Annotated in this window: 23 protein-coding genes, 1 tRNA gene and 2 pseudogenes; 11 read left to right on the forward strand and 15 right to left on the reverse strand. The window is 61.9% G+C overall.

Annotated features, from left to right (window positions below; all coding sequences use genetic code 11):
• Nucleotides 1–303 precede the first annotated feature (303 nt).
• The 7 genes from I4X03_RS00005 to apaG all read right to left on the reverse strand — a co-directional run bounded on the left by I4X03_RS00005 (nt 304) and on the right by apaG (nt 8,188).
• Nucleotides 304–1,857 carry a hypothetical protein gene (locus tag I4X03_RS00005; RefSeq protein ID WP_223464025.1) on the reverse strand — a complete coding sequence of 518 codons (1,554 nt, stop codon included), beginning with the start codon at nt 1,855–1,857 and terminating at the stop codon, nt 304–306.
• A 1-nt stretch (nt 1,858) separates the two neighbouring features.
• Entirely contained in the window at nt 1,859–2,791 is a 933-nt protein-coding gene (locus tag I4X03_RS00010) for an ATP-binding cassette domain-containing protein (protein ID WP_223464026.1), read from the reverse strand.
• Nucleotides 2,792–2,909: 118 nt separating this feature from the next.
• Entirely contained in the window at nt 2,910–3,632 is a 723-nt protein-coding gene (locus tag I4X03_RS00015; protein WP_223464027.1) for a LuxR family transcriptional regulator, read from the reverse strand.
• Between the two features lie 134 nt (nt 3,633–3,766).
• Nucleotides 3,767–4,543 (reverse strand): enoyl-CoA hydratase, encoded by a 777-nt coding sequence (locus tag I4X03_RS00020; protein WP_223464028.1) that lies wholly within the window; start codon nt 4,541–4,543, stop codon nt 3,767–3,769.
• Between the two features lie 77 nt (nt 4,544–4,620).
• Nucleotides 4,621–6,252, reverse strand: coding sequence for a choice-of-anchor I family protein (locus tag I4X03_RS00025; protein WP_223464029.1), 1,632 nt, complete (start codon nt 6,250–6,252; stop codon nt 4,621–4,623).
• A 162-nt stretch (nt 6,253–6,414) separates the two neighbouring features.
• Nucleotides 6,415–7,644, reverse strand: coding sequence for a murein transglycosylase A (mltA, locus tag I4X03_RS00030; protein WP_223464030.1), 1,230 nt, complete (start codon nt 7,642–7,644; stop codon nt 6,415–6,417).
• A gap of 169 nt (nt 7,645–7,813) precedes the next feature.
• Nucleotides 7,814–8,188 carry a Co2+/Mg2+ efflux facilitator ApaG/CorD gene (apaG, locus tag I4X03_RS00035; RefSeq protein ID WP_223464031.1) on the reverse strand — a complete coding sequence of 125 codons (375 nt, stop codon included), beginning with the start codon at nt 8,186–8,188 and terminating at the stop codon, nt 7,814–7,816.
• 299 nt (nt 8,189–8,487) lie between these two features.
• Here apaG and rpe point away from each other — a divergent pair, with 299 nt between their 5' ends.
• The 6 genes from rpe (at nt 8,488) to trpC (ending at nt 13,977) form a co-directional block, all read left to right on the forward strand.
• On the forward strand, nt 8,488–9,159 hold the full coding sequence (rpe, locus tag I4X03_RS00040) for a ribulose-phosphate 3-epimerase (RefSeq protein ID WP_223464032.1): 672 nt from the start codon (nt 8,488–8,490) through the stop codon (nt 9,157–9,159).
• Complete coding sequence (locus I4X03_RS00045) at nt 9,159–9,857, forward strand: phosphoglycolate phosphatase (protein ID WP_223464033.1); 699 nt, start codon at nt 9,159–9,161, stop codon at nt 9,855–9,857. The genes rpe and I4X03_RS00045 overlap by 1 nt, the downstream gene beginning before the upstream one ends.
• Before the next feature lie 192 nt (nt 9,858–10,049).
• Nucleotides 10,050–11,546 carry an anthranilate synthase component I gene (trpE, locus tag I4X03_RS00050; protein WP_223464034.1) on the forward strand — a complete coding sequence of 499 codons (1,497 nt, stop codon included), beginning with the start codon at nt 10,050–10,052 and terminating at the stop codon, nt 11,544–11,546.
• Nucleotide 11,547: 1 nt separating this feature from the next.
• The gene (locus I4X03_RS00055) at nt 11,548–12,120 is read left to right on the forward strand and encodes an anthranilate synthase component II (RefSeq protein WP_223464035.1); all 573 of its coding nucleotides are present in this window, start codon (nt 11,548–11,550) and stop codon (nt 12,118–12,120) included.
• Nucleotides 12,121–12,135: 15 nt separating this feature from the next.
• A complete protein-coding gene (gene trpD, locus I4X03_RS00060; RefSeq protein WP_223464036.1) occupies nt 12,136–13,170 on the forward strand; it encodes an anthranilate phosphoribosyltransferase in 1,035 nt (344 codons plus the stop codon).
• A 6-nt stretch (nt 13,171–13,176) separates the two neighbouring features.
• Nucleotides 13,177–13,977 carry an indole-3-glycerol phosphate synthase TrpC gene (gene trpC / locus I4X03_RS00065; RefSeq protein ID WP_223464037.1) on the forward strand — a complete coding sequence of 267 codons (801 nt, stop codon included), beginning with the start codon at nt 13,177–13,179 and terminating at the stop codon, nt 13,975–13,977.
• 89 nt (nt 13,978–14,066) lie between these two features.
• Here trpC and I4X03_RS00070 read toward each other — a convergent pair whose 3' ends face one another.
• Genes I4X03_RS00070 through I4X03_RS00085 form a run of 4 tightly spaced genes read right to left on the reverse strand, consistent with a single transcriptional unit; the run spans nt 14,067 to nt 18,556 of the window.
• Complete coding sequence (locus tag I4X03_RS00070) at nt 14,067–15,884, reverse strand: M61 family metallopeptidase (protein ID WP_223464038.1); 1,818 nt, start codon at nt 15,882–15,884, stop codon at nt 14,067–14,069.
• 34 nt (nt 15,885–15,918) lie between these two features.
• A complete protein-coding gene (locus tag I4X03_RS00075; protein ID WP_223464039.1) occupies nt 15,919–16,509 on the reverse strand; it encodes a nucleotidyltransferase family protein in 591 nt (196 codons plus the stop codon).
• 57 nt (nt 16,510–16,566) lie between these two features.
• Nucleotides 16,567–17,289: a DsbC family protein gene (locus I4X03_RS00080; RefSeq protein ID WP_223464040.1), complete on the reverse strand. Its 723-nt coding sequence runs from the start codon at nt 17,287–17,289 to the stop codon at nt 16,567–16,569.
• Between the two features lie 43 nt (nt 17,290–17,332).
• Nucleotides 17,333–18,556 carry an FAD-dependent monooxygenase gene (locus I4X03_RS00085; protein ID WP_223464041.1) on the reverse strand — a complete coding sequence of 408 codons (1,224 nt, stop codon included), beginning with the start codon at nt 18,554–18,556 and terminating at the stop codon, nt 17,333–17,335.
• 119 nt (nt 18,557–18,675) lie between these two features.
• Between I4X03_RS00085 and I4X03_RS00090 the strand changes: the two genes are divergently transcribed.
• Nucleotides 18,676–18,751: transfer RNA gene (locus I4X03_RS00090), tRNA-Phe, on the forward strand.
• A gap of 192 nt (nt 18,752–18,943) precedes the next feature.
• A complete protein-coding gene (locus tag I4X03_RS00095; protein WP_223466127.1) occupies nt 18,944–19,579 on the forward strand; it encodes a flavin reductase family protein in 636 nt (211 codons plus the stop codon).
• 49 nt (nt 19,580–19,628) lie between these two features.
• On the opposite strand, the gene I4X03_RS23080 is transcribed toward I4X03_RS00095, so the two are convergent.
• The gene (locus I4X03_RS23080; RefSeq protein WP_267874013.1) at nt 19,629–19,757 is read right to left on the reverse strand and encodes a hypothetical protein; all 129 of its coding nucleotides are present in this window, start codon (nt 19,755–19,757) and stop codon (nt 19,629–19,631) included.
• Nucleotides 19,758–19,987: 230 nt separating this feature from the next.
• Nucleotides 19,988–20,542: a TetR/AcrR family transcriptional regulator gene (locus I4X03_RS00100; RefSeq protein WP_223464042.1), complete on the reverse strand. Its 555-nt coding sequence runs from the start codon at nt 20,540–20,542 to the stop codon at nt 19,988–19,990.
• A gap of 136 nt (nt 20,543–20,678) precedes the next feature.
• Between I4X03_RS00100 and maiA the strand changes: the two genes are divergently transcribed.
• The 3 genes from maiA (at nt 20,679) to I4X03_RS00115 (ending at nt 23,665) form a co-directional block, all read left to right on the forward strand.
• Nucleotides 20,679–21,341 (forward strand): maleylacetoacetate isomerase, encoded by a 663-nt coding sequence (maiA, locus tag I4X03_RS00105; RefSeq protein WP_223464043.1) that lies wholly within the window; start codon nt 20,679–20,681, stop codon nt 21,339–21,341.
• 164 nt (nt 21,342–21,505) lie between these two features.
• Complete coding sequence (locus I4X03_RS00110) at nt 21,506–22,255, forward strand: alpha/beta fold hydrolase (protein ID WP_229428021.1); 750 nt, start codon at nt 21,506–21,508, stop codon at nt 22,253–22,255.
• 609 nt (nt 22,256–22,864) lie between these two features.
• A complete protein-coding gene (locus I4X03_RS00115) occupies nt 22,865–23,665 on the forward strand; it encodes an HDOD domain-containing protein (RefSeq protein WP_223464045.1) in 801 nt (266 codons plus the stop codon).
• Nucleotides 23,666–23,886: 221 nt separating this feature from the next.
• Here the strand turns inward: I4X03_RS00115 and I4X03_RS00120 are convergent.
• Nucleotides 23,887–24,147 (reverse strand): annotated as a pseudogene (locus I4X03_RS00120) (IS3 family transposase); the annotation flags it as partial.
• 28 nt (nt 24,148–24,175) lie between these two features.
• Nucleotides 24,176–25,263: pseudogene (locus I4X03_RS23245) on the reverse strand (low temperature requirement protein A).
• Nucleotides 25,264–25,301: the final 38 nt, after the last annotated feature.

Genomic DNA, 25,301 nt, shown 5'->3' on the forward strand with positions numbered 1-25,301 from the left:
TAAGTAATCAGTGACCGAAGTCACTGGCACCTTCATCAAACGCCCACACTTATCGACTGTTAATTTTTAAAGAACTTTATTCGGTAAAGCTTGCTTGCTGCTTGTCGACAAAGCGTTGTGTTTGTCAGCAACAGAGAAGCGAGATTATGCAGTGTTTCGCGATATTCGTCAACTTCTTTTTTACTACCGCCTCTTCAGAAGACGCCCGATGAATCTTTCGCAACTACTTGATTTCGTACGCTTAAATCTGCGGGAGGCGAACTATAGCAAACGTTGCAGGAACCGCGCAAGTATTTTGTTTTCTTACTTGCTCATCCGCGCCCATGCTGACAATGCGACAACAAACGCGACCGGAAAAGCAGCTATATGGATGAACGAAGTCCACGCCGGATCGGTGCCGACGTGCAATACCGCCACCCCATTCAGGGCGAGATAGCCGAAAACACAGGCCAACAACTCAAATGTGCGCGAGTTGCCCGTTAGTGCCCCGGCTGCCAGCGCCCATGCAGGAAGCGATGCCGCGACACTGACGATGGCCAAGGCAATCAAGGGCTGGGTCACGCCAAACCGCAGCACCGCAGGGAGGTTGACCAGCAGGCCGAGCGCAAACAGAACGATCCAGCGTGCTTGCAGAACACGTTTGCCTCCCCCGGTAGCACTAAAGATCATCGGCCCGGTCCTGGTCGTACGTTCATGCAGGGCTGCCTGGCCGTACTTGTCGAGCAGCAGGGCCCAACCGCCAACCACCGCGAACGCGGCAGCAGGCATCGGCGCCAGCAGCCCGGCGCCGGCGGTCCCCAGCAGCGCCAGCCACCACCATACCGGCCGCTGACGCAAGGTCAGTTGCGTCTCGGCGGCTACCAGCGCGCCCAGCTGGGAGTTCTGCAGCGGCGCCAGCAACACATCAAGGATGCGCAGTGTTCGCCCGCTGCCGCTGGCCGACGCCACGCGAGCCACTTGGCAGCTTGCAGCGGCCCGGTCGAGCCAGGGAGCGCACAGGAAGACGCCGCCAATCGCCAGCAACAGCCACACCAGGCGCCCGGCCATCATCGCCGCGTCTTGTTGCCACTCGTTCCAGACAAACGTTCCCCTGCGCTCGGTTTTCACCACACAGACCATGCAAAACCCCGTTTTGAGCTTTTCGTCGGCCAACTGGGGCGCCACCTGGCGGACCAGCGAATGCTGGAATACGACCATGCCGCGCGGATCGCCAAGCCACGGGCCGGCGCCATCGCCCGCCGCCGCAGCATTCATCGCAGGGACGGTAGCGGCGAGCGAGAACAGCCAAATGATGAAAAAGGTCACGTTACCCGCCGTGCGCCGCAGCCACGGCACCAGGTCGAACACCAGCGCCAGCAGCGACGTGACGGCGAGCGATGGAATTGCCAGGAACAGCGCCGGCTTGAGAAGCTCTACCAGGTCGATAGTCTGGCTCTCGCCGCGCACCATCTGCGCGATCAGGCCAACAGCCAGCGCACCTGCCAACACCAGCAACAGGACGGCCATGTTGCTGCACCACTTGGCCAGCAGGTACGCCGACCTGGTCAGCGGTGTGGCCACCAGCAGTTGCCAGACGCGGGTTTCAAAATCGCGCACCAGCGTGCCGCGCACCAGATAGAAGCCAACCAGCGTGAGCCAGACCGACAGCATGGCCACGACCATGCCGATCCATGCGCTGGTGTATTCGCCGCGCAGGTGGCCATTTATCGCAAGCACCACGTAGCTTTTGTCCATGGTGGGAAAGCTCCACCAGCTGGCGACGCAGATCAGGGCCTGGATGACCCAGAACCTCGTCGACCGGGTGCGTTCCAGCAGGTCGGCGCCGACAATCGCGCCAAAACGGCGCAGCGCTTCCATTTCAGCGCTCCTCGCTGGCGGCCAGCAGCGACACGTAGGCGTCTTCAAGGGACGGCTGCACCGCTTCCGCGCCAGGGCCCGGCGAGACTGGCGACATCAGGCGCACGCGTACACCGTCTGCCCTGCGCAGGCTGTTGCTGACATGGTAGGCGGCGCGAATTTCGTCGAGACGCTCCGGCGCCACCGTCCAGTCCCACACCTTGCCCACGGCACGACCGAGCAAGGCGTCGGGGCTCCCGGAGAACACCAGCCGTCCCTTGCGCATGACCGCCAGCGCAGTAGCGCTGGCCTCAACGTCGGACACAATGTGGGTACATAGTATTACAAGGCGCTGGCCGGCCAGTTCGGTGAGCAGGTGCCGGAAGCGCAAGCGCTCGCCAGGATCCAGGCCTACCGTCGGCTCGTCGGCGATCAGCAGCTGCGGATCATTCAGCAAGGCCTGGGCGATGCCGACGCGCTGGCGCATGCCGCCTGAAAAGTCCCCAAGGCGGCGATCGGCATCCGCCGTGAGTCCGACCTGCTCGATGCATTCATTGACGCGGCGGCGCGCCAGCGCTTGCGGCAGGCCCTTGACCGCGGCGAGATAGCGCAGGAACTCGCGCGCGCTCAGTGCCGGGTAGACGCCGAAATCCTGCGGCAGATAACCGAGCGACACGCGCAGCGCGTCGGGATCGCGCGAGATATCGACACCCTTCCAGATAATCCGCCCTCCGGTGGGCTGGGTCAGTGTCGCCAGCATCCGCATCATGGTCGACTTGCCGGCACCATTGGGCCCAAGCAGCCCAAGAATCCCAGGGCCGAGCGACAGGCTCACATCATCGACCGCGGCCTGGCCGCCCCGATACGTGAAGGTGACGCCTTCAAGGCGCAGCAGCTCGCCTGCGGCAAGCCGCGATTCGCCTGCCGCAGCCAGGGTTTGGTCCAGTGGTGCCATCATCGTCTCCAGAAGTGATTGCTGCACGGGTGCGCCATCGCGCGTGCAGGTACAAGGCTGTATTAGAAGTCAGGCGCGCCCGTTGCGGTACTGTCATTAGTGACAGACGCAGCGCGGGTCAGAGCAGGCGCAGCATTGCCGCCTTGATGACGGCGGCGGTTTTATTGGTCGTGCCAAGCTTGGCGATGGCGTTGTTGACGTGGAAGTTGACGGTGCGCTCGGCGATATTCATGATTTCGCCAACCTCGCTCGACGTCTTGCCGTCCGCGGTCCAGCGCAACACCTCGGCCTCGCGCCCGGTCAGCACCACTGGCTCGTCGCTGTAACCCTTGGCCGACAGCAGCGACGTCATGCGCTCATGAGCAAGCTGGACCAGCCACGCCATGCGCGGCGCGTTGTGGCGCAGCTCGGCCTCGGACAATGGATCGTCGGAACGCGCCAGCGACAGCAATCCGGCCACGCCCCTGGCGTCGAACGACGACTGGGCCCAGCCGACGCGCACGCCGTGCGAGTTGGCGTCTTCCCAAAAATCGCGGCAATCCTGGAACACGTTATCCGACCAGACCAGCGGCAACACGGATTTCATCCCGTGGGCGACAGTCGGGTCGATCGACAGGTAATTTTCGGCGGCATAACGCTCTTGCCACGCGGGTGCGTAGTTATTGAGCATGAAGGTCTTGGGATTGGAGAACGGCAGCGGCTTGCGCATGCCGTAGGCACAGTAGTCGAACCCGAGCTCCTTCACGGCCTTGGACAGGCTGGCAAAAAACTCAATCTCGTTTTGTGCGGAAAGAAATGCTTGCAGGTGCGCGTCCTGCCAGTCGATCATCTTGTAACCCACGCCGCGCTCCCGTCCTGCCTGTCATATGCAACCACAATAATGACGCGACAGTAGCACGGTGTTTACAGACGATCAAGACAAATAAGCAACACCCGCCGCCGCGCCGCCGGATGGCGCGAGGCGGGTGGCCGTGCTTACAGGCCGTCGAACTTCGGCGCGCGCTTTTCGAGGAAGGCGCTCATGCCTTCTTTTTGCGCAGGCGTGCCGAAACCGGCGTGGAAGTAGCGGCGTTCGTAGCGCACGCCTTCGGTCAGCGTGGTCTCGAACGCGCGGTTGACGCTGTCCTTGATCTGCATCGCCACCGACAACGGCATCGCCGAGATGGTCGTGGCAACTGCAATCGCCTCTTCCATCAGCTTGTCAGCAGCAACAACGCGCGACACCAGGCCGGTGCGCTCGGCTTCGGCGGCATCGATCATGCGCGTAGTCAACAGCATGTCCATGGCCTTCGATTTGCCGATGGTGCGCGGCAGGCGCTGGGTGCCACCGGCGCCCGGAGTGACGCCGACCTTGATTTCAGGCTGGCCAAACTTGGCGCTGTCGGCGGCGATCAGGAAGTCGCACATCATTGCCAGTTCGCAGCCGCCACCCAGGACATAACCGGCGACCGCGCCGATCACCGGCTTGCGCACGTTGAGGATGTGTTCCCAGTTGCGGCCGATGTAATTGCCGCCGTACGTATCGGTGTAATCGTACTTCGCCATCGCCGCGATATCGGCGCCGGCAGCAAATGCCTTCTCGCTGCCGGTCAGGATGATGCAGCCGATATTGCTGTCGGCATCGAACTTGTAGAGCGCGTCGCCCAGCTCGTTCATCATGTTGTCGTTAAGCGCATTCAGCGCCTTAGGGCGGTTCAGGCGAATCACGGCCACGCGGCCGTGGGTTTCGATAATCAGGTCTGCGTACTGCATCGGGCTCTCCATATATTAATGAACTTGTATCGCCGATTGTATCGCCTTACTCAGATCCCGGACGAAATGCCTGCTGCCTAGTAGGTCAGATTAAGCTGGAAGATGACTGTGGTTCCGCTGATTTCATTGCCGACGACAAGCAGTGGCTTGCCGTTAGGCGATTTATCGGCCAGGATCAACGCCAGCCCCTCCGGCCCCAGGTCGCCCGTGGTGCCGGTGCGGGTGTTCAGGTAGGTGACGAACACGGGCGCCGTTGGAATGCTGACGTCGTACACCATCACGCCGCCTACGCGCTCCAGGCCAATGAAGGCAAATGTCTTGGCGCCAAAGGTGCCAACGACCACGCCTTCAGGCTCTGGTCCCTTGTTGGCGCTGCGGGCGTCAAGGTTATTGTCTTCGTGACCGGCGTTAAAGTTGACATTGGCCAGCGCCTTGGTGCGCTGCTCCAGGTCATCGCCCGAATCGAACACCAGCGCCACATCCGCCGACCAGATCGAGAACGACCGCGCGCCGAACGAATACAGCTCGGTGCACTGCCCCGCCGCATTCTTTCCGGTCTTGCCACCGTTTGGCGCGGTGGTCACGCGCAAGCGTCCCAGGCTCGAATCGAACAGCAAGTTGGCAGCGTCGGCGCCGAACACCGCCGGATCGAGTCCTTGCGGGCAATGCGCGCGCACCCGGGTTTCTTCGTTAAAGCCTGGCCAGTCGGCGCGTGCATCGCCTTCGTTGGCGGTGACCAGGTAGCGGGTATTGTTCACCGTGAAGCTGGCGATCGCATCGGGAAGGTACATCCCCTTGACCGGTTGCGGTGCGATCTTGATGGCAGGCGTGCCGCTGTTGGTGTTGACGCCGCCGTCCTCATCGCTGGCATCCATGCCCGCGCCTGCCGCGTTGTGGTTCTTGAAGCCAAGCGGCTTGACCGAACTCACTTTCGCCGTGGCGATGTCGACGACCGCAATCGCATTGTTTTCCTGCAGCGTCACGTAAGCGGTCTTGCCGTCGGCGCTGACCGCGATGTATTCCGGCTCCAGGTCCTGCGCCGCATTGGCGCCCGGGCCATAAATGCGCACGCCAGCGTTGCGCAGTTCGCTTTCCTTGCCGATGAAGGACTTGAAATCGGCGGTAGTCACGGTCGAGGTGCCAGTGCGGTTGACGGTGATGACGCTGACCGAACCCTCAGGGTCGACCGAATCGGCCAGTCCGTAGCTGTTCGGCTCGCCTTCGTTGGCGACCAGCAGGGTTTTGCCGTCCGGGGTGAAAACGACCATGTCAGGCAAGGCGCCGACGCTAACCGAATGCAGCAATTTCAGGTCGGCGGCATTGTAGAAGCCGACCACGCCGGGCGAGGTCTTGACCTTGCCTTCGATCGCCAGCGCGACCAGTCCGTCATGCACCGCGACACTGTTCACGCCGGCGCCCAGCGCGGTCGCCTGGATCGTGCCGACCCGCGCAGGCGCGGCGGGATTGCTGATATCGAGCACATCGACCGAACCGTTCGCGCCATTCACGACGAACAAGCGCTTGCTCGCAGCATCGTAGGCAGTGATCTCAGCCGCCCCGGTCACCGCGCCATTGAACGCGCCGATTTTCTGCAGCGTCAGCGCGACCGGCGTGCGCTCGGGCTCGGGATTGTCACCGCCGCAGGCGGTCAACAACGCAAAAGGAAGGGTCAGGAGTGCCAGCAGGTGGCGGCGCGGACGGACTAGCATCGGATACCTTGAAAGGACATGGAAGCTAGACATTATTGCAACGCCATATGACGCGATCATGACATCGCAATCGTCATTCCGGCGCAGGCGGGAATCCATCGTGAGCCTGTCGATGACGCCGATCGATTCCCGCTTTCGCGGGAATGACGGAGCGACGCGGGTTTACCGTGCGGCCGGCTTCGGCATCAGCACCCACACCTGGCCGCGCTGCTTCATGCGGCCGGCCTTGTCGCCCGCTTCGTTGCCAAAGCCGTAGAAGAAGTCGGCCCGCACCGCGCCGCGGATCGCGCCGCCGGTGTCCTGCGCCATCATCAGGCGCTGCATCGGCACTTCGCTGGCCGCTTCGGTCGTCGACAAGTAAATTGGCGCGCCAAGCGGAATGAATTTAGGATCGATCGCCACCGACCGAGCCGGCGTCAGCGGCACGCCCATCGCCCCCTTCGGCCCTACGCGCGGGTCAGGCAGGCGCTCTTCCTTGAAGAAGATATAGCTCGGGTTGGCATTGAACAGTTCCTGGCGGCGCGCCGGGTTCGCCTCGATCCAGCCCTTGATGCCCTGCATCGTCGCCTGCTCGACGGTCAGCTCGCCCTGCTCGACCAGCCAGCGGCCGATGGCTTTGTACGGATGGCCGTTCTGGTCGGCGAAGGCCACGCGCACCGTCTCGCCGGTGTCGGCCAGCGCAACGCGGCCCGATCCCTGCACTTCGAGGAAGAAGGCATCGACTGCGCTGTCGACCCATAACAGTTCCTTGCCATTGACCTCGGCCCGGTCGATCTCGGCGCGGGTGCTGTACGGGATGACTTTCTTGCCGACCACGCGACCGCGCAGGCGCATGCCTTTCAGGCTCGGGTACACACTGGCCAGGTCCACCGTCAGCAAATCATCCGGCACTTTATACAGGGGCGTCTGGAATTCACCGCCGCGCGTGCGGGCGCCGCGCAGCAATGGCTCGTAGTAGCCGGTGATCAAGCCGGTGTCCGAGCCATCCTCGGCGCGGATCAGGTTCGGCACGAAATTGTTTTCAAAAAACGCGCGCACCGCTGCGCCGTCATTCGGATTCAGCGCGCGCGCCGCCGCGCAGGCCTGGCTCCAGTCGGGCCTGCGAATCAGGACGATGCACGAATTCAGGAACGACGGCAGTGCTTCGCGCACGTCGTCGCGATCCCAGCCCGGCAAGGCGCTGAACGTGGTCGGCGTCATCAGTGGCGCCGGCGCCGGTTTCGGTGGCGGCACCTCGACCGGAGGCGGCACCGGCGCGACGACCGGCGGCGAAACCACCTTCACCGGCGGCGGCATCACGATCGGCGGCGGCGGTGGCGTGGTGGTGCAGGCTGTCAGCGCCAATCCGACGACTGCCAGCGAAACGAGTAAACTGCTGCGTGTAGATAACATAAGGAATGATATGTGGTTGCTGATGATTGAAGCGGGTATCGCGCTGTTTTTGCTGGTGTTTATCGTATGGTGGACCATGTTTTCCGGCGCCAAACCCAACGACGACCAGCAGCCCGGCACGCCGCCCGCGCCCGCCGACGACAAGGCGCCGGGCGAGCAGGACCGCTAATTAATGCAGTGTGCGCGGCAGCGACAGCACGAATTCGGGAATCTTGACCTCGAACTGATGGCCGTCCTCCGCGACGCAGAAGTATTCACCGTGCATCGAGCCCTGCGGCGTCGACATCGACGTGCCGCTGGTGTATTCGAACTGTTCGTCCGGCTTCAGCAGCGGCTGATGGCCGACCACGCCCAGGCCGCGCACTTCCTGCACGTCGTTGTTTCCATCGGTGATCACCCAGTGCCGTGAAATCAGCTGGGCCGGCACCGTGCCGGTATTCTTGATCGTAATCGTGTAGGTGAAAAAATAGTTGCTGTTGCTTGGATCGGACTGCTCGGCCAGGTACTGGGTCCTGACGGTTACAGCGAAGTCATAAACGGCCATCGGTGCCCCTCGCGTAATGCTGTTTGTATTGCTTTTGTGAACTAAAGGTGCCCGCAGCGCGGTCATGGCGCTCAGTTGGCAGCGGCCGTCGTTCCCGCGAAAGCGGGAACCTATAGTTCGCATGAGTGAGCGCGCTATGGATTCCCGCCTTCGCGGGAACGACGAAGCAGACTGAACGAAATTACCGCGGCGCGGGTGGTTTGCCCATGATACAACGGGCTGCGAAATGGTGGCGTAGCGCAATGGCAGGTAGCGAACAGCGTAAAATAGCGCATCTTTCATTTTTGCCAGAACCCGTCATGACCACATTCCGCATCGCTCCCAGCATCCTGTCCGCCGACTTCGCCCGCCTGGGCGAGGAAGTCCGCAATGTTGTCGCCGCCGGCGCCGACATCATTCACTTCGATGTGATGGACAATCATTATGTTCCCAACCTGACGATCGGACCGCTGGTCTGCGCCGCGATCCGCCCGCACGTGCAAGTGCCGATCGACGTGCACCTGATGGTCAAGCCGGTCGACCGCCTGATTCCCGACTTTGCCAAGGCAGGCGCCAACATCATCACCTTCCACCCGGAAGCGTCCGAGCACATCGACCGCACGCTGCAGCTGATCCGCGACAACGGCTGCAAGGCCGGCCTGGTGTTCAACCCGGGCACCCCGATGCACTACCTCGACCACGTGATGGACAAGATCGACATGATCCTGATCATGTCGGTCAACCCGGGCTTCGGCGGCCAGTCGTTCATCCCTGAAGCCCTCACCAAGATCGCCTACGCGCGCAAGAAGATCGACGAATCGGGCCGCGACATCATGCTGGAAGTCGACGGCGGCATCAAGATCGACAACATCGCCGCCGCAGCCGCAGCAGGCGCCGACACCTTCGTCGCCGGCTCGGCCATCTTCGGCCAGCCAGACTACAAGGGCGTGATCGACGCGATGCGCGCGCAGCTGGCAACCACCGGCAAATAATGAAGCCAGGCGCCTCCCCGATCCGTGCGGCGATCATCGACCTTGACGGCACGATGCTCGACACGATCCCCGACTTCCACGTCGCAATCAACCGCATGCGCGCCGAGTTCGACCTGGCCGCCATCACCCAGGAAGCCATTGCGCTGATGGTCGGCAAAGGCTCGGAGAACCTGATCCGCGGCGTGCTGGCGCAGGACTTCGACAGCGCCGGCGTCGAACAGCGCATCGGGGAAGCGATGGACGCCTACCAGCGCCACTACCTCGACATCAACGGCCAGCACAGCACCCTGTACATCGACGTCGAAGCGGGCCTGAAGGCGCTGCGCGCGCAAGGCCTGCGCCTGGCGTGCGTGACCAACAAGCCGCTGGCGTTCGCGCTGCCGCTGCTGGCGCAGAAGGGCCTGGCGCCCTACTTCGAGATCGTCTACGGCGGCGACTCCTTCCCGCGCAAGAAGCCCGACCCGATGCCGCTGCTGCAGGTCTGCAGCGATTTCGACCTCGATCCGCGGCAAGTCGTGGCCATCGGCGACTCGTCCAACGACGCCGAAGCGGCGCGCGCGGCCGGCTGCTATGTACTCACTGTGCCATATGGTTATAACCACGGACGGTCTATACACGAAACGGATTCCGATGGTATAGTTGAATCGTTGCTCCAGGCAGCAACCCTGATTCAAACGCATAACCACAGCGCACACTAGACAAAAATCGCATGTTTTTCATCAAAAAACACAATGTCACGCAAGCCGGCTCGATTGAGGCCTGGCTTTGGCGACGCTGGCAATCCTGGGCTAAGTAACCCGTACTGATTGCTGTCGCGTGCCTGCGCACGCCGACAGGTTTTTTGAAACCCACCGCCATCTACAACTATGCCTGGCGGCCTGGAGAAAAGCATGACCGAACTCGAATTCCAATCGCTGGCCGCTGAAGGCTACAACCGTATTCCATTGATCGCGGAAGCCTTCGCCGATCTCGAAACCCCGCTCACGCTCTACCTCAAGCTGGCCCAGACCCAGAACGCAGGCAAGAACACCTTCCTGCTCGAATCGGTGGTCGGCGGCGAGCGCTTCGGCCGCTACTCCTTCATCGGCCTGCCGGCGACGACCGTGCTGCGCACGTTTGGAAGCCGCACCGAGATCGTCAAGAACGGCAGCGTCATCGAAACCCACGACGGCAATCCGCTCGACTTCATCGAACAATATCAGGCCCGCTTCAAGGTCGCGCTGCGCCCTGGCATGCCGCGCTTCTGCGGCGGCCTGGCCGGCTACTTCGGCTACGACACCGTGCGCCACATCGAGCGCAAGCTGGCCGACGGCGCGCCCAAGGACGACCTGGGCCTGCCCGACATCCAGCTGATGGTGACCGAGGAACTGGCGGTCATCGACAACCTGTCCGGCAAGCTGTACCTGATCGTCTACGCCGACACCACCCAGCCTGAGTCGTTCTCGAAAGCGCGCCAGCGCCTGAAAGACCTGCGCATGATGCTGCGCCGCGGCGTCGACGCGCCGGTTACCTCGAGCTCGGTACGCACCGAGGCGATCCGCGACTTCAGCAAGGAAGACTATCTGAAGGCGGTCGCGCGCGCGCATGAATACGTGATGGCCGGCGACCTGATGCAAGTGCAGATCGGCCAGCGCATCCGCAAGCCGTATGTCGACAACCCGCTGACCCTGTACCGCGCGCTGCGTTCGCTGAACCCGTCGCCGTATATGTACTACTACAATTTCGGCGACATGCAGATCGTCGGCGCCTCGCCGGAGATCCTGGTCCGCAACGAAACCCTGCCCGACGGCGGCCGCAAGGTCACGCTGCGCCCGATCGCCGGCACCCGTTCGCGCGGCGCCACCCCGGAGCGCGACGCCCAGCTGGCCGAAGAACTGCTGGCCGACCCGAAAGAAGTCGCCGAGCACGTGATGCTGATCGACCTGGCGCGCAATGACCTGGGCCGGATCTCGGAGATCGGCAGCGTCGCCGTCACCGACCGCATGGTCATCGAAAAATACTCGCACGTTCAGCACATCGTCTCGAACGTCGAAGGCAGGCTGAAAAAAGGCATGTCGAACCTCGACGTGCTGCGCGCCACCTTCCCTGCCGGGACCCTGACCGGCGCGCCGAAAGTGCGCGCCATGGAGGTCATCGACGAGCTGGAGCCGACCAAGCGCGGCATCTACGGCGGCGCCTGCGGCTACCTGAGTTTCGGCGGCGAGATGGATGTGGCGATCGCGATCCGCACCGGCGTCATCAAGGACGGCATGCTGTACGTCCAAGCCGCGGCCGGGATCGTGGCCGACTCGATTCCTGAGATGGAATGGCAAGAAACCGAAAACAAGGCACGCGCCGTGCTGCGCGCGGCGGAACAGGTGCAAGACGGCCTGGATGGGGAGCTCTGACATGCTGCTGATGATCGATAACTACGACTCGTTCACCTACAACCTGGTGCAGTACTTCGGCGAGTTGGGCGAGGAAGTGCGCACCGTGCGCAACGATGAAATCACGATCGAAGAGATCGAAGCGATGAAGCCCGACCGCATCTGCATTTCGCCGGGCCCGAAAACGCCGGCCGAAGCGGGCATTTCGATCGCGATCCTCGAACACTTCAAGGGCAAGCTGCCGATATTGGGCGTATGCCTCGGCCACCAGGCCATGGGCGCCGCGTTCGGCGGCAAGGTTATCCGCGCCAAGCAGGTCATGCACGGCAAAACCTCGCTGATCGCCCACACCGGCGAAGGCGTGTTCAAGGATTTGCCAAGCCCGTTCACCGTGATCCGCTACCACTCGCTGGCCATTGAACGTAGTTCGCTGCCGGCCTGCCTGGAAGTGACCGCGTGGACCGACGACGGCGAGATCATGGGAGTGCGCCACAAGGACTACGATATCGAGGGTGTGCAGTTCCACCCCGAGTCGATTTTGTCCGAGCACGGCCACGCACTGCTGAAGAACTTCCTCGAGCGCACAGCGCCATAACCCAGGAGCTACCGAATGCCTATCACCCCACAAGAAGCCCTGCTGCGCTGTATCGACCACCGCGAGATTTTCCACGACGAGATGCTGCACCTGTTCCGCCAGATCATGTCGGGCGAAATGTCGCCGACGATGGTCGCTGCGCTGACCATGGGACTGCGCGTCAAGAAGGAAACCATCGGCGAGATCGCGGCCGCCGCGCAAGTCATGCGCGAGTTTTCGACCAAGGTGCCGATGGCCGACACCACCAACCTGCTCGACATTGTCGGCACCGGCGGCGACGGCGCGCACACCTTCAATATCTCGACCGCGTCGATGTTCGTCGCCGCCGCTGGCGGCGCGCGCGTGGCCAAGCACGGCGGCCGCAGTGTGTCGTCGTCGTCCGGCAGCGCCGACGTGATCGAAGCGCTGGGCGCCAACATCAACCTCAAGCCCGAGCAGATCGCCCAGTCGATCGCGCAGACCGGCATCGGCTTCATGTTCGCCCCCAACCACCACGCCGCGATGAAGCACGCCGCGCCGGTGCGCAAGGAACTGGGCGTGCGCACCATCTTCAACATCCTCGGGCCGCTGACCAATCCAGCCGGCGCCCCGAATATCCTGATGGGCGTGTTCCATGCCGACCTGGTCGGCATCCAGGTACGCGTACTGCAGCGGCTCGGCGCACAGCACGCGATCGTGGTGTGGGGCCGCGACAACATGGACGAAGTATCGCTTGGCGCATCGACCATGGTCGGTGAACTGGTCAATGGCGAAATTCGCGAATACGAAATCCATCCGGAAGACTTCGGCATGCAGATGATCGCCAGCCGCAACCTGAAGGTGGCCAATTCGACCGAGTCGATGGCCATGATGATGGCAGCGCTTGGCGGCGAGCCGGGCGCACCGTACGACATCGTCTGCCTGAACGCCGCCACCGCGCTGTACGCGGCAGGTGTCGCATCGTCGATCGAAGATGGTCTGGTAAAGGCGCGCGAATCAATCAACTCCGGGGCCGCCAAGGCGAAGCTGCAGCAGTTCGTCCAGGTGACCCAGCAGCTCGGCGGAAGCTAACAGACCATGTCAGATATCCTCAACAAGATCCTCTCGGTAAAGGCAGACGAAGTCGCCGCCGCCAAAAAGCACCGCGACCTGGCCAGCCTGCGCCGCGACGTGGAAGCCGATGCTGAAGGCCGCCGCAACCTGCGCGGGTTTGAAGCGAGCATGCGCAAGCACATCGCGGCGGGCAAAGCCGGCGTGATCGCGGAAGTTAAGAAGGCGTCGCCGTCGAAAGGCGTGCTGCGCCAGGACTTCCGCCCGGCGAATATCGCCGAGACGTATGCGCGCCATGGTGCGGCGTGTTTGTCGGTGCTCACCGATGTGAACTTTTTTCAAGGCTCGGTCGAGTATTTGAAAGCCGCGCGCGCCGCGGTCGATATTCCGGTGATCCGCAAGGACTTTTTAATCGACCTGTACCAGGTGTACGAAGCCCGCGCGATGGGTGCGGATGCGATCTTGCTGATCGTCTCGGCGCTCGATCACGGGCTGATGGCGGAGATGGAAGCCTGCGCGCTGGAACTGGGACTCGATGTGCTGGTGGAAGTACACGACGGCGACGAGCTGACCGCGGCGCTCAAGCTGCGCACGCCGCTGGTGGGCATCAACAACCGCAACCTGCGCACCTTCGAGACCTCGCTGGACACCACGATCGACCTGCTGCCGCGCATACCGGCCGACAAGCTGGTGGTGACTGAATCGGGAATCATGGTGCCGGATGACGTGAAACGCATGCGCGACGCGAATGTGCACGCGTTTTTGGTTGGCGAAGCGTTCATGCGCGCGCCGGATCCGGGCGTCGAGCTTGAGCGGCTGTTCGGATAAAAACGGCGGATGACGCGCGTTGCGCTCTTCCGCCCTACGAGTTCCGGTCAAGACGGCATCACGATAAACTGCGATCCGCCGAATTGACCTCAACGCGCGGCGCTAGGCCTCGCGAATCCCTTGACCTTCTTCTCCGGCGCGGCCAGCGTAATGCCCGGCACCCGGTCACCCTGCAGCACCACATCGAACGTCATCAACTCATCGCGCCGGAACGCGTGTACCGTCACGGTATCGCCAACCTTGAAGCGCGACAGCAGTCCTTCAAGATTGTTCGGATTGCCCATCACCCGCAGCCCGTCCACAGCAACCAGCAAATCCCCCGCCGACAAGCCCGCCGCATGCGCTGCGCCGCTTTCGTGCACCTGGCTCAATTTACAGTCCGCCCCTTCGCGCCCGATGCTCACATCCAGCGAAGGCTTTGCATTCTTGCGCTCGTCGGTCAGCTTGACGCCAAATGGCGCATACAGCTTCGCCAACGGCAGGTCTTCGGTTCCGCGCACATAGCGCTCGAACATCGGTTTGAGCTTGAGTCCACTAATTTCGTCGAACAGCGCTTCGACCTCGGCCTCCGTCACGCCGCGTCCAACAGTCGGATAGAAGTCATGTCCGAAGCGCTGCCACAGCGCCAGCATGACGTCGTCGAGCGACTTGCGTCCCTCGGTCTTGGCCCGAATCGTCAGGTCGAACGCCAACGCGATCAGCGATCCCTTGCCGTAGTAGCTGACAATCGCGTTCGGCGCGTTCTCGTCCTGGCGATAGTACTTGCTCCATGCGTCGAAGCTCGAATCGGCGACACTTTGCTTGGTGCGTCCGCTGCCGCGCAGGACGCCGCCGATCGCCTTGCCAAGCAGCTTGAGGTACGAGGCTTCCGAAATGAGGCCACTACGCACCAGCAGCAGGTCGTCGTAGTAGCTGGTGAAACCCTCGAACAGCCAAAGAAGCGGAGTGTAGGTCTCGTTCTGCAGGTCGTACGGCGCAAACGCCGCAGGCTTGATGCGCTTGACGTTCCAGGTGTGGAAGTACTCGTGGCTGCACAGCCCGAGAAACTTGACATAGCCGTCGCTCGGTTCCGAAAACTTGGCGGCGCTGGTGCTTGGCAGGTCGTTGCGGTTGCAGATCAGCGCAGTGGAGGCGCGGTGTTCCAGGCCGCCGTAGCCGTCGCCGACGGCCATCGTCAGGAACACGTAGCGGTCCATCGGCGCGCGCCTGGTACGCGGTTCGAAGAAAGCGATCTGAGTTTCGCAGACGGCTTTCAGGTCTGCCTGCAGGCGCGACATGTCCAGGTTCGGCACCCGGCCGGTGATCACGATGTCATGCGGGATGCCATGCGCCTTGAAGGTGGCAAGGGCAAAGTCGCCCATCTCGACCGGGTGGTCGATCAGTTCATCGTAGTTAGACGCCACGTAGGTGCCGAAACCGTAGCGCTTCGCGCCCAGTTCGGCCATTGCGGTCGCAACGCGCCAGGTAGTGGCGGCCGGGTCAAGCGGGCGCTGGATGTCGACTTCATGCGCCATGTCTTCTTGCCCCAGCACCCGCAGGAAAACGCTGGTGCCGTTGAAAAAGCCGTGGGTCTGGTCGAGGTGGGCGGCGCGCACCGACAGGTCCCATGCGTAGACTTCGTACTGCACGGTGAGCGCGCCGGACACCGGGGCGGCGCGCCAGGTGTGCTTGTCGACCTTGGTGAGTGCCACCGGTTTGCCATTCGACTCGGCGCGGATCTGGACGATGTTGCGCGCGAACTCGCGGATCATGTAGCTGCCGGGGATCCATGCCGGCAGCGCGAATACCTGGCCGGCGTCCGCGGGCGCCGCAACGGTGACACTAACGTCGAACAGATGCCCAGCGAGGTTCTTCGGGATGATGGTGTACTGGATGGCAGGCGCTCGTTTTGCCGATGTCTTTTTCATACTGATCCTGTGTGTGTCACTTTGTCGATATAGTTTAGCCTGAAACCCTTTGCACGCTCAGGTCGGCAGCAGTGTCAATATCCTGGAATATGCCCGGATCGCTGACCTCTACTTCAAGTACCGGATGCGATCTCACGATGTTTCGCGCGCCCTGGTCGCCGTGCAGCGCCAGCAAGCCAGCCAGGTGCAGCCGGCTAAAAGCCACTGGATTGCCGCGCCGGCCCTGCATAACCGGTATCGCGATGTCGCTGCCCTGCTTGATCGCCTCGGCCAGCGCCTTGATGGTCGACGATTGAACCTCGGGCATGTCTGCCAGCGCGATCAGCCAGCCGTCGGCATCGTCCGCCGCGACCTTGACTGCATGGGCAAGCGACACGCCCATGCCATCGGCGGCAGCTGCGCATTCGGTCACCTGGCAGCCGAGGGCACGCAACTCGGCCGCAACGCCCTCTCCTTCCGGGCCCACCACCGCGACTACCCTCGGCAGCACGGCCAGCATTGCCGCGGCACTGCCCGCGACGACGGTGCCGGTGCCAGGCCATGGCTGCAGCAGCTTGTTACGCTCGCCCGTCGGATCGAAGCGGCGCCCTTTGCCAGCGGCCAGCAGTATGCCAACAACGGTCATGGGAGCCTTTAATTGGTGCCGCAGATGTAAAAAACGGGCCCGAAGGCCCGCGTGCGTTTATTTGATCGAAGCGAACTTCGTCTCGAGCGTCTTCAGGTCGACCGAGCCCGGGATACGGGTGCCATCGGTGAAGAAGATGGCCGGCGTACCTTCGATGCGCATCTTTCGGCCCAGCGCGAAGATCTGGTCGTGCGGGTCGGTGCACTTGGCCGGCGCGGCTGCGGCGACTTTACCGTTCAGCATCCAGTCATCCCACGCCTTGTTACGGTCCGCGGCGCACCAGATATTGCGCGACTTGGCGATCGAGTCCTCGGACAGGATGTTGTACATGAATGTGTACACCGTGACGTTGTCGATTTCCTTGAGCGTGGTCTGGCGGAAGCGCTTGCAGTAGCCGCAGTTAGGATCTTCGAAGATCGCCATCACGCGCTTGCCATTGCCCTTGACCATCTTGAGGGCCAGCTCGAACGGCAGGTCGTTGAAGTTGATCTTGTTGATGTCGTCGAGCCTGGCCTTGGTCAGGTCTTCCGACGTCTTGGCGTTGTAGACATGGCCGATAAACAGGTACTCGCCCTTCTTGTCGGTGTAGATGATATCGCCGCCGGCACGGATTTCGTACAGGCCGGAATAAGGCGTGGCCTTGACCGACTCGATCTTGACGCCTCCGCCGAGGCGCGGCTCGATCACTTTCTTGATGTTTGCTTCCACTGGCGACTGGGCATTGCCGCACGATGCAGCGAGCGCCGTCAACATCAACAGTGCGAGTTTATTTATTACCATGACTTCTCCGGTTGTCCTGCGAATGAATGCGAGCCGCTTACGACTACTTGCCCATCGCATGCGTGATGAGCCGACGCTTGAGCATCGGCAACTTATCCAGCAAGTTTAATCCCAAATTGCGCGCAATGCGAACCGGCTCGAGATCGGTGCTGAAAAGTCGCGCCAGGCTGTCGGTGGCGAACTGCATCAGGAAGATGTCTTCCTTGCGGGCGCGCGCATAGCGGGCCAGCACGCGCTCGTCGCCGATGGCGCGCTGCGGTTCGCGTTCGGCCACTGCCTTGAGCAGTTCGGCGACGTCGGCGAAGCCGAGGTTCATGCCGTGGCCAGCCAGCGGATGGACCACATGGGCGGCATCGCCCACCAGCGCCACGCGCGGCGCGGTAATGGCGTGCGGGCGGATCAGCGCCAGCGGAAAGTCCTTGGCCGTTTCCGGCTGCAGCGGGCGCAGGACCCCAAGCTTGTCTTCGGCCAGTTCCGCGAGGCGCACGGCCAGCTCGCCGAGGCTCTCGCGCATCAGCGTGTCGGCCAGCGCATCGGGCGCCGACCACACCAGCGACACGCGCTCGCCCGCCAGCGGCAGCAGCGCCACGATGCCGTCGGCGCCGGTGAACCACTGGTAAGCCACGCCATGGTGCGGCTTCTCGCAGGCGAAGTTGGCGACCACGGCGCGCTGGTTGTACGAGCGGTAATCGAGGCCGATGTCGCACTGGCCGCGCACCCACGAGTGGCCGCCGTCGGCGCCGACGACCAGCGAGCATGCCACCGACTTGCCGCCATCGAGGTGCACGGTGGCGCCGTCGTCGGTGGTCTCGATGCGCACGGCGCTGCCGCTGACGATCGTGACATTCGGGGCGAACTTGAGCGCGGCGTCGAGCGCCTGGCACAGGTTGCGGTCTTCGACGATCCACGCCAACGCGCCGACATGGGCGCCGAAGGCGTCGAATTCGATGTCGCCGCCTTTTTCGCCGTCGCCGTTGACCGCCATCGCATCGACCGCCTGCACCCGCGACTGGTCAAGCGCGCCCCAAACCTTCAGCGACGACAGAAGCGTGTGGGCGGTGTGATTGAGCGCGTAGACGCGCACGTCCCAGGGCTGTTCTCCCGCCGCTGGCGGTGCCGCTGCGGTCGGACCGGCCGGAGGCGCGATCAGCGTGACGCTGTGGCCGGCCTGGGAGAAGCCCAGCGCCGCCGTTTTGGCGATGGCGCCATTGCCGACGATGCAGATATCGCACGCCATCGGCGCAATAGAAGAAGTTGGAGTAGTCATGCATTCCATTATAGCGGGTAGGAAAAGCAACGTTTCGGCGCACGGCTGGCCGCATTTTGAAAAAATTCTCCCGCCTACCCTTGCAATCCGCAAACTGGCTGACTATAATCATGCCTCTTGGCCTGGTAGCTCAGTTGGTAGAGCAGAGGATTGAAAATCCTTGTGTCGGTGGTTCGATTCCGCCCCGGGCCACCAAGAACATCGTCCACGCAACGCCAACCATCACCGGTTGGCGTTTTTGTTTGTGGAACGTGTAGTCCGCGTGTCCGGTCCATGTCCGGTCCTCGACACAGATCGCGATGGCCGCGTCGTCCGTCTCGCTGTACCGGCGAGGCTATCATGGTCAAACTGCTGTATCGTACAACTCCCTCGACAATCGAATTGACAATGTCCGGTCCAGCGCACTTCTACGAACCCCGCAACGGCCACGGCCTGCCTCACGATCCGTTCAACGCCATCGTCGGGCCGCGCCCCATCGGCTGGATTTCTTCGCGTAGCCAAGCTGGCGTGCTCAACCTCGCCCCCTACAGTTTTTTTAACGCATTCAACTACACGCCGCCGATCGTTGGGTTTGCCAGCATCGGTTACAAGGATACGCTGCGCAATATCGAGCAGACCGGCGAGTTCGCATGGAACCTGGTTACGCGGCCGCTGGCCGAGGCAATGAACCTGAGCTGCGCGCCGGTGCCGCCAGACATCAGCGAATTCGCGCTGGCGGGCCTGACGCCGGCGGCATCGCACGTCATTGCCGTGCCGCGCGTGGCTGAATGTCCGGTCTCGTTCGAATGCCGCTGCACCCAGATCGTGCAGCTGGAGGCGGCCAGCGGCGAGAAAGTGGCGACCTGGCTCGTCCTCGGCGAAGTGGTGGGTGTGCATATTGCCAACACGCTGTTGACCGATGGTATCTACGACACGGCGTCTGCCGGCCACGTCTTGCGTGGCGGCGGTCCGGCCGACTATTTCTCCATCGGCCCCGAGCAATTGTTCCACATGACCCGTCCAGGCGACACCGGCCGCGGCTGACCCAAGCAGCCCCCCCTCACCCGCGCTGGGTCACACTTTACGCTTCTGCCTATACATTGGCCGACAGGACGTCAACGTAATCAAACTGCAGTTCGCTATCGTCGTCGTCCTGTCCCGGCAGGTCGCAGTGTTCGCAGACGAAACGCAGCATGTCCTGGCCACGCTGCTGGATCGTCATCCTGTACGCCGCTGCCTTGACACAACAATCGAACGCATTGACAGCGCGAACCGCGTGGCCTCTTCAGCGAGAACATCGGCGGCGCTGTCGGCCAGGCTCGCTCGCGGCGAGATCAAGACTTACGGTTCGCTGGCGTCGCCGAGCGCGGCGATGACATCGCGGTACAGCATTTCGTCGCACATCAAGTCGGAGAAGAATACGGTGGGCAGACGTGGTGACATGGGGCGCCGTCAAGCAGCAGAAGTGGTGTCGGCGAGCAGCAACTGCGCCTGGCTTAGTATTGCCTGGAGTTCCGCTACTGGCAGACCGGCTTTGCGCAGCGTGATCGTGCCGATCACCAGCGCCAGCAAGGCAGCGGCGCGCGCGTGCGCCGTCTCAGGGCCAAATCCAGCCCGCTCGAGCAAGCCAATGACCAGCGCTCCGGTGCGGGCCACGTGATGCTGACCGAAGGCCGCGAGGGCCGCATCGTGCGGTGCAAGTTCCGTAACGCTATTGACGAAGAAACAGCCACGGGGGCCCGCATCGACTTCTGCAATTGCCGCCAGTACGGCGTGGATGGACTCGATGGCAGGCATTGACGACGCTGCCAAGGCCTCGAGCCTCGCGAATAGCTCATTGGCATAGAGTTCGACTGCCGCCATCATCACGGCGTGCTTGGAGCCGAAGCAGGCATAGAAACTCGAACGGCTCAAGTGCATGGCAGCAGTCAGGTCGTCGAGCGAGGTTGCCTGGTACCCTTTTTCCCAGAACACCGCTAGTGCATCCCTGAGCGCTTCGGCCGGCACGAATTGGCGTGGCCGCCCCATGGCAGGTGAGGTCGCTGGAGTGTGCCCGGGTGCGGGACGGTGTAAAAGTCTGGACATGGTTATAATTATAGATCAATCAGTCCAGATGTCCATTTACCCCCAAAGGAAATCAGCCATGGCCACGCAACCGTCGTTCGAACTGTATGCTTACTGGCGCACCTCGGCCACCTACCGGGTGCGCGTCGCCCTCAATCTGAAGGGGCTGAAGGCGAACGAACGGATTGTCAACATCGATGCCGGGGAGCAGCGGGACGAAGAGTTTTTGAAGATCAATCCGCTCGGCGCGATCCCCGCCCTGGTTGAGATCGGGCATGCGCCGCTGACACAGTCGCTGGCGATCCTGGAATTTTTGGAGGAATTTCAGCCAGCCCCGCCGTTGCTGCCGCAGGATTTGCATGGGCGCGCCCGAGTCCGTTCAATCGCCGCGATGCTCGCTTCTGATACGCATCCGCTGATCACGGGGCGCGTCAAAAAATATCTGACGGCCTCCACTGGAATGGACGACACGGCTTGGCGTGCATGGCAGATCCAGTGGTTTGGGACTGGCTTGTCCGCCCTCGAGCAGCGCCTGGTCGCGGAGCCGCTGACAGGCGTATTTTGTCATGGCGACACGCCGACAATGGCTGACATTTGCCTGGCCAGTATTGTGGAGATGGTGAGGATCTTTAAGATTACGATTCCGGATATACCGACGATCGACCGGATCATGGCCGCTTGCGACGCCCATCCGGCGTTCGCCGAAGCGACGCCGAGCCGTCAGATAGGTGCTCCAGCCTGAACAGCAGGGATCGCAGCTTACCCCGTAATGCTGCCCGCACACTGGTGCATTGAGTGCGTCTGCGTTGGGTTTCACAAGGCCGGCACTGGCAACATCGCCGAATCGATATATCCTAGGTAGGAGAAGCAAACATGCATCATATAAGGCGCGGCGCAGGAAAGCCTTTGTTATTAATCCACGGTCTCGGGGGGAGATGGCAGTCGTGGCATCCCATCCTGGACGATCTCGCTGCACACCGGGAAGTCATCGCAGTCGACTTGCCCGGCTTCGGCCAGACGCCGCGCCTGGCCGGAGAGACTTCGATGCGTACGCTGGCCGACGAAACGAGTGCATTTATTAATGCCAATGGTCTCACCGGAGTCGACGTGGTTGGCAGTTCAATGGGCGCGCGGCTAGTCCTTGAACTAGCACGACGCGGCGGGGTGGTGGGCGGAGTAGTGTCGCTTAACCCCGGAGGGTTTTGGCAAGGGTGGCAACGACACGCGTTTTATAGCTCCATCTACCTGTCGATTCGGTTGCTGCGGCTGCTGCGCCCGGCACTGCCGCGCATCACCGCCAATACGGTTGGCCGTGCGCTGTTGCTGGCACAATTCTCCGCAAAGCCCACCGGAGTGCCGGCGAACATCGCGCGCGATGAGCTGTGCAGTTATGTCGCCTCTCCCGCTTTTGATGAACTGTTGAATCAGCTTGCATACGGTGAAGAGCAACAAGGCGCGCCACGACACGCAATCACGCACCCGCTCGTGATCGGATGGGGAAGACAGGACCGGGTGTGCTTTCCAGGAGAAGCCCAGCGTGCCATGGAACTGTTTCCCGATGCCCGCATGCACTGGTTCGAGCGATGCGGTCACTTTCCGCACTGGGACGCGCCGGCGGAAACGTCGCAACTCATTCTGAGCGCCTTGGCGCCGTGATCCCGGCGATGGTTGACCACGCTGCTGGGTGAAAAAGCTGCTCGAGCCGGCTTCCGTGCCTGGTGAAGCCCACTGGCGTACTATCCGAGTAGCAGAGCGTAGTCTTGAAAATCCTTGTGTCGGTGGTTCGATTCCGCCCCGGGCCACCAAGACATCGTTCACACAACGCTCACTCATCGAAGTGGGCGTTTTTGTTTCTGACTGTCGAAGTATTCGCGTCCGGTCTATTTCCAGTCGACGGCCTCTAGTCGGGAGCGACTTGACGTTCCGGACTCGGTCCAATCCAACACCCTGCCAATATTTTCCAACAGAAAATCGATCGACGTCATCCACAAGGCGCCAGCATCTGGCCACGCGCTGAGTGACTTGCCCTGCATTGCCATCGCGCCCATTGTCCGCGTTAGCGGGCCGACGCCGGGCGCAAGAGTCCTTGCCACACAGGCTTTACCAAGTGGGCTTTCCGGCATCCGCTATCCCCGTGTCCGGTCCAGGAAATAATTTTCCTGTCTAGTTCCCGGGTGCAACAATTATGCTATCGTGAACTTCCATTTCATCACATCGCGCGACCCTCAACCGGTCGCAGCGCCGGCGTTCCGTTGGAGGATAGTCATGAGCGAGTTGTCGTCTTTTTTTCATGCCGTAAAATTGCCCGTCATTTCAGAAGTCGCCCATGCATTAATCAAAACGCTCGATGATGAGGATGCGTCGGCCACCCAAATCAGCACGATCATCGCCCGCGACCCCGCCCTCACCGCCAAACTAATGCGCTTGGCCAATAGCGCCCGCTTCGGCGCTGCACGTGGTGTGACGTCACTGGACGATGCCATCGCCATGGCGGGCCTTGCGCACGTGCGCACCCTGGCCCTGGCTGCCTGCTTCGCCGAAACCTTCCCGGACCTGCCGGGCCTCGATAGCGACGAGTTCTGGAAAAGCAGCACGGCCTGCGCCGGCTACGCCAAGTGGCTGGCCATCTGCCTGGGCGACGATGGCCATGATGCCTGGCTCGCAGGCATGATGATGCGGCTGGGCGAACTGCTAATCTACCAGGCGGCACCGGCAACTTTTGCCCAGATCGAGGAGCAACCGCACCTGCCGGGCGGACGGTGGGAACGCGAAACGCGACTGCTAGGCTTTTCGGAAGGGCACATTACCGCTGAACTTTGTCGTCGCTGGAATTTTCCAGTTGTCATTGTGAACGCATTAACGAACTCATCCGATCCAATGGCCGCCCACCCGTTCAGCAAACTCGGGGCGATCATCCACCTGGCCAGCCTGCTGGCCGACACACCGAGCGACGATCCGGCCATTCTCGAGAGCTTGCCGCAAGATGTCGTCACCGCTTTGCAGCTGAACCGCGAGTGGATGCACAAAAAGTTTCCACCCCACGCTTCCTTCTCGGCCGCGCCATGATTCGCCTGGTCGCACTCACCGGCGAAGCCGTCTGGCGATGCGCGCGACCGGCAGCCTGGGCAGTGGAGCGCACTGTCTCCGGACGCTAATGGTTGCCTCCAAAATACCGGATCGGCAGGCAGGACCGCGCCTCCGGGGCGCCAGCGGGTCTGGCATTTGGTTGTATCCGCAACGATAAAATGCGCCTAACGGAAGTGTCCGGACTGCTGGGGGAATGCCATCGGTTCTTTAACATCGAATTGCCGCTGCAGGTGGTTCGGAGCCACGAGAGATGGCGCACCGCCGCGCTTGTACTTGCGCTTTCCATAGCCAGTCTGTGAGCGGATCCCGGCAGATCGCATAAGACGATAGACGCGGTTAATGCCGCACAGCTCACCAAGCTCGCGTAGATCTTCGCTGACCTTTCGATATCCGTACACGGCGCCGCTTTCTAGCCACGACTGCTTGGTCGGAACCAGTAGGCGTATATCTTCGCCGCTGCGTGTTCCATGCGCCACCTGATTGTGTCGCTCATGGCTGCTCGCCTGCGATCGCCTTGGTGCGCCGGTGGTCGTGACGCTTGGGGGGGACGTTCTGGTATCTGAAGCTGAGGAGAGCATAACAAATCATGGTGGCGGTCAAGCCAAGCAGGATGTAATCGGTTCTGGGCAATAGCAGGGCAAACCCGGTCAACACGAAGACGGCCAGGGTGTTGACGACCAGGTGGTGCCGCAGCTCGGGACGCTCCATGAAATAGGCGTACTGTTTGCCAATGAAAAAGCAGACCGCGCCGATCACCGACAGTACCCGGAAATCGGACAGCACGATGTCGTCCAGGATCGCGTGCCGGATCAGGCTGGACAGGATCGACAGGCCGATGAAGACGAACAAGTGCGAGTACACGATCGAATGGCCGGTCGTGAGCTTCTGTTCCGACAGCAGGTGAAAACTGTCGAAGTAGACCCACCAGATGCTCGATATCATCACGAAGCCAGTGGCGGCGGTCAGCAGCCTCTCCACAGTCCAGTTGATGTCGGCCAGTCCGACGGACAGGCTGATAATCGACTCTCCCAGCATGATGATCGTCAGCAGTCCCGTACGCTCGATCAGGTGTTCGGTATGCACCGGGATGAGCTGGAGCGGACGCGGCAAAAAAAGAGGAACGCTACCAGGTCGAACACTATTCCAAGGTAAAACACGCCATAGCGCTGTGGCGCCGGGAACAGGATCGCAGCAAGGCAAATGGTGGCGCCGGCGACGATTACCCAGCCAGCTGCCGTCGTGAGTTCCTCGCTTTCCTTGTGCCGCTGTTTCGACATGAAATACATCATGGCGATGATGTATTTCGCACCGGCGTAGCAGACGACGATGACCTCGAAGCTGGCCACGAATCGATCGCCAATCAAGCCCGAGATGATAATCAGCAGGAACATGATGAACAGGGTTGCCAGCCGATGCTTGCGGTCATCCGCGTCGAACCGGTTTGCGTACATCGTGTGGCTGGCCCAAATCCACCATAAAGGTATGAAAATCAGGACGAATTTCCAGAACTGGAGTGGGTCAAGATGACCTTCGTGCGTGTGGCTCAAGGTATGCGTTACGTCGCCGATCGTCACCACAAAAATCAGGTCGAAGAACAACTCGAGCTAGGTGGCAT

Source organism: Massilia soli, assembly GCF_016809835.1.
GTDB classification, from domain to species: Bacteria; Pseudomonadota; Gammaproteobacteria; order Burkholderiales; family Burkholderiaceae_D; genus Telluria_A; species Telluria_A soli.

Coding starts and splice junctions, on each gene's coding strand:
- I4X03_RS00080 (WP_223464040.1), bottom strand. CDS start 17,289: ATGGTAATAAATAAACTCGCACTGTTGATGTTGACGGCGCTCGCTGCA.
- I4X03_RS23080 (WP_267874013.1), bottom strand. CDS start 19,757: ATGACGATCCAGCAGCGTGGCCAGGACATGCTGCGTTTCGTCTGCGAA.
- trpD (WP_223464036.1), top strand. CDS start 12,136: ATGCCTATCACCCCACAAGAAGCCCTGCTGCGCTGTATCGACCACCGC.
- maiA (WP_223464043.1), top strand. CDS start 20,679: ATGGCCACGCAACCGTCGTTCGAACTGTATGCTTACTGGCGCACCTCG.
- I4X03_RS00055 (WP_223464035.1), top strand. CDS start 11,548: ATGCTGCTGATGATCGATAACTACGACTCGTTCACCTACAACCTGGTG.
- I4X03_RS00070 (WP_223464038.1), bottom strand. CDS start 15,884: ATGAAAAAGACATCGGCAAAACGAGCGCCTGCCATCCAGTACACCATC.
- trpE (WP_223464034.1), top strand. CDS start 10,050: ATGACCGAACTCGAATTCCAATCGCTGGCCGCTGAAGGCTACAACCGT.
- I4X03_RS00095 (WP_223466127.1), top strand. CDS start 18,944: ATGTCCGGTCCAGCGCACTTCTACGAACCCCGCAACGGCCACGGCCTG.
- I4X03_RS00010 (WP_223464026.1), bottom strand. CDS start 2,791: ATGGCACCACTGGACCAAACCCTGGCTGCGGCAGGCGAATCGCGGCTT.
- mltA (WP_223464030.1), bottom strand. CDS start 7,644: ATGTTATCTACACGCAGCAGTTTACTCGTTTCGCTGGCAGTCGTCGGA.
- I4X03_RS00020 (WP_223464028.1), bottom strand. CDS start 4,543: ATGCAGTACGCAGACCTGATTATCGAAACCCACGGCCGCGTGGCCGTG.
- apaG (WP_223464031.1), bottom strand. CDS start 8,188: ATGGCCGTTTATGACTTCGCTGTAACCGTCAGGACCCAGTACCTGGCC.
- I4X03_RS00045 (WP_223464033.1), top strand. CDS start 9,159: ATGAAGCCAGGCGCCTCCCCGATCCGTGCGGCGATCATCGACCTTGAC.
- I4X03_RS00085 (WP_223464041.1), bottom strand. CDS start 18,556: ATGACTACTCCAACTTCTTCTATTGCGCCGATGGCGTGCGATATCTGC.
- I4X03_RS00005 (WP_223464025.1), bottom strand. CDS start 1,857: ATGGAAGCGCTGCGCCGTTTTGGCGCGATTGTCGGCGCCGACCTGCTG.
- trpC (WP_223464037.1), top strand. CDS start 13,177: ATGTCAGATATCCTCAACAAGATCCTCTCGGTAAAGGCAGACGAAGTC.
- I4X03_RS00075 (WP_223464039.1), bottom strand. CDS start 16,509: ATGACCGTTGTTGGCATACTGCTGGCCGCTGGCAAAGGGCGCCGCTTC.
- I4X03_RS00115 (WP_223464045.1), top strand. CDS start 22,865: ATGAGCGAGTTGTCGTCTTTTTTTCATGCCGTAAAATTGCCCGTCATT.
- rpe (WP_223464032.1), top strand. CDS start 8,488: ATGACCACATTCCGCATCGCTCCCAGCATCCTGTCCGCCGACTTCGCC.
- I4X03_RS00025 (WP_223464029.1), bottom strand. CDS start 6,252: ATGCTAGTCCGTCCGCGCCGCCACCTGCTGGCACTCCTGACCCTTCCT.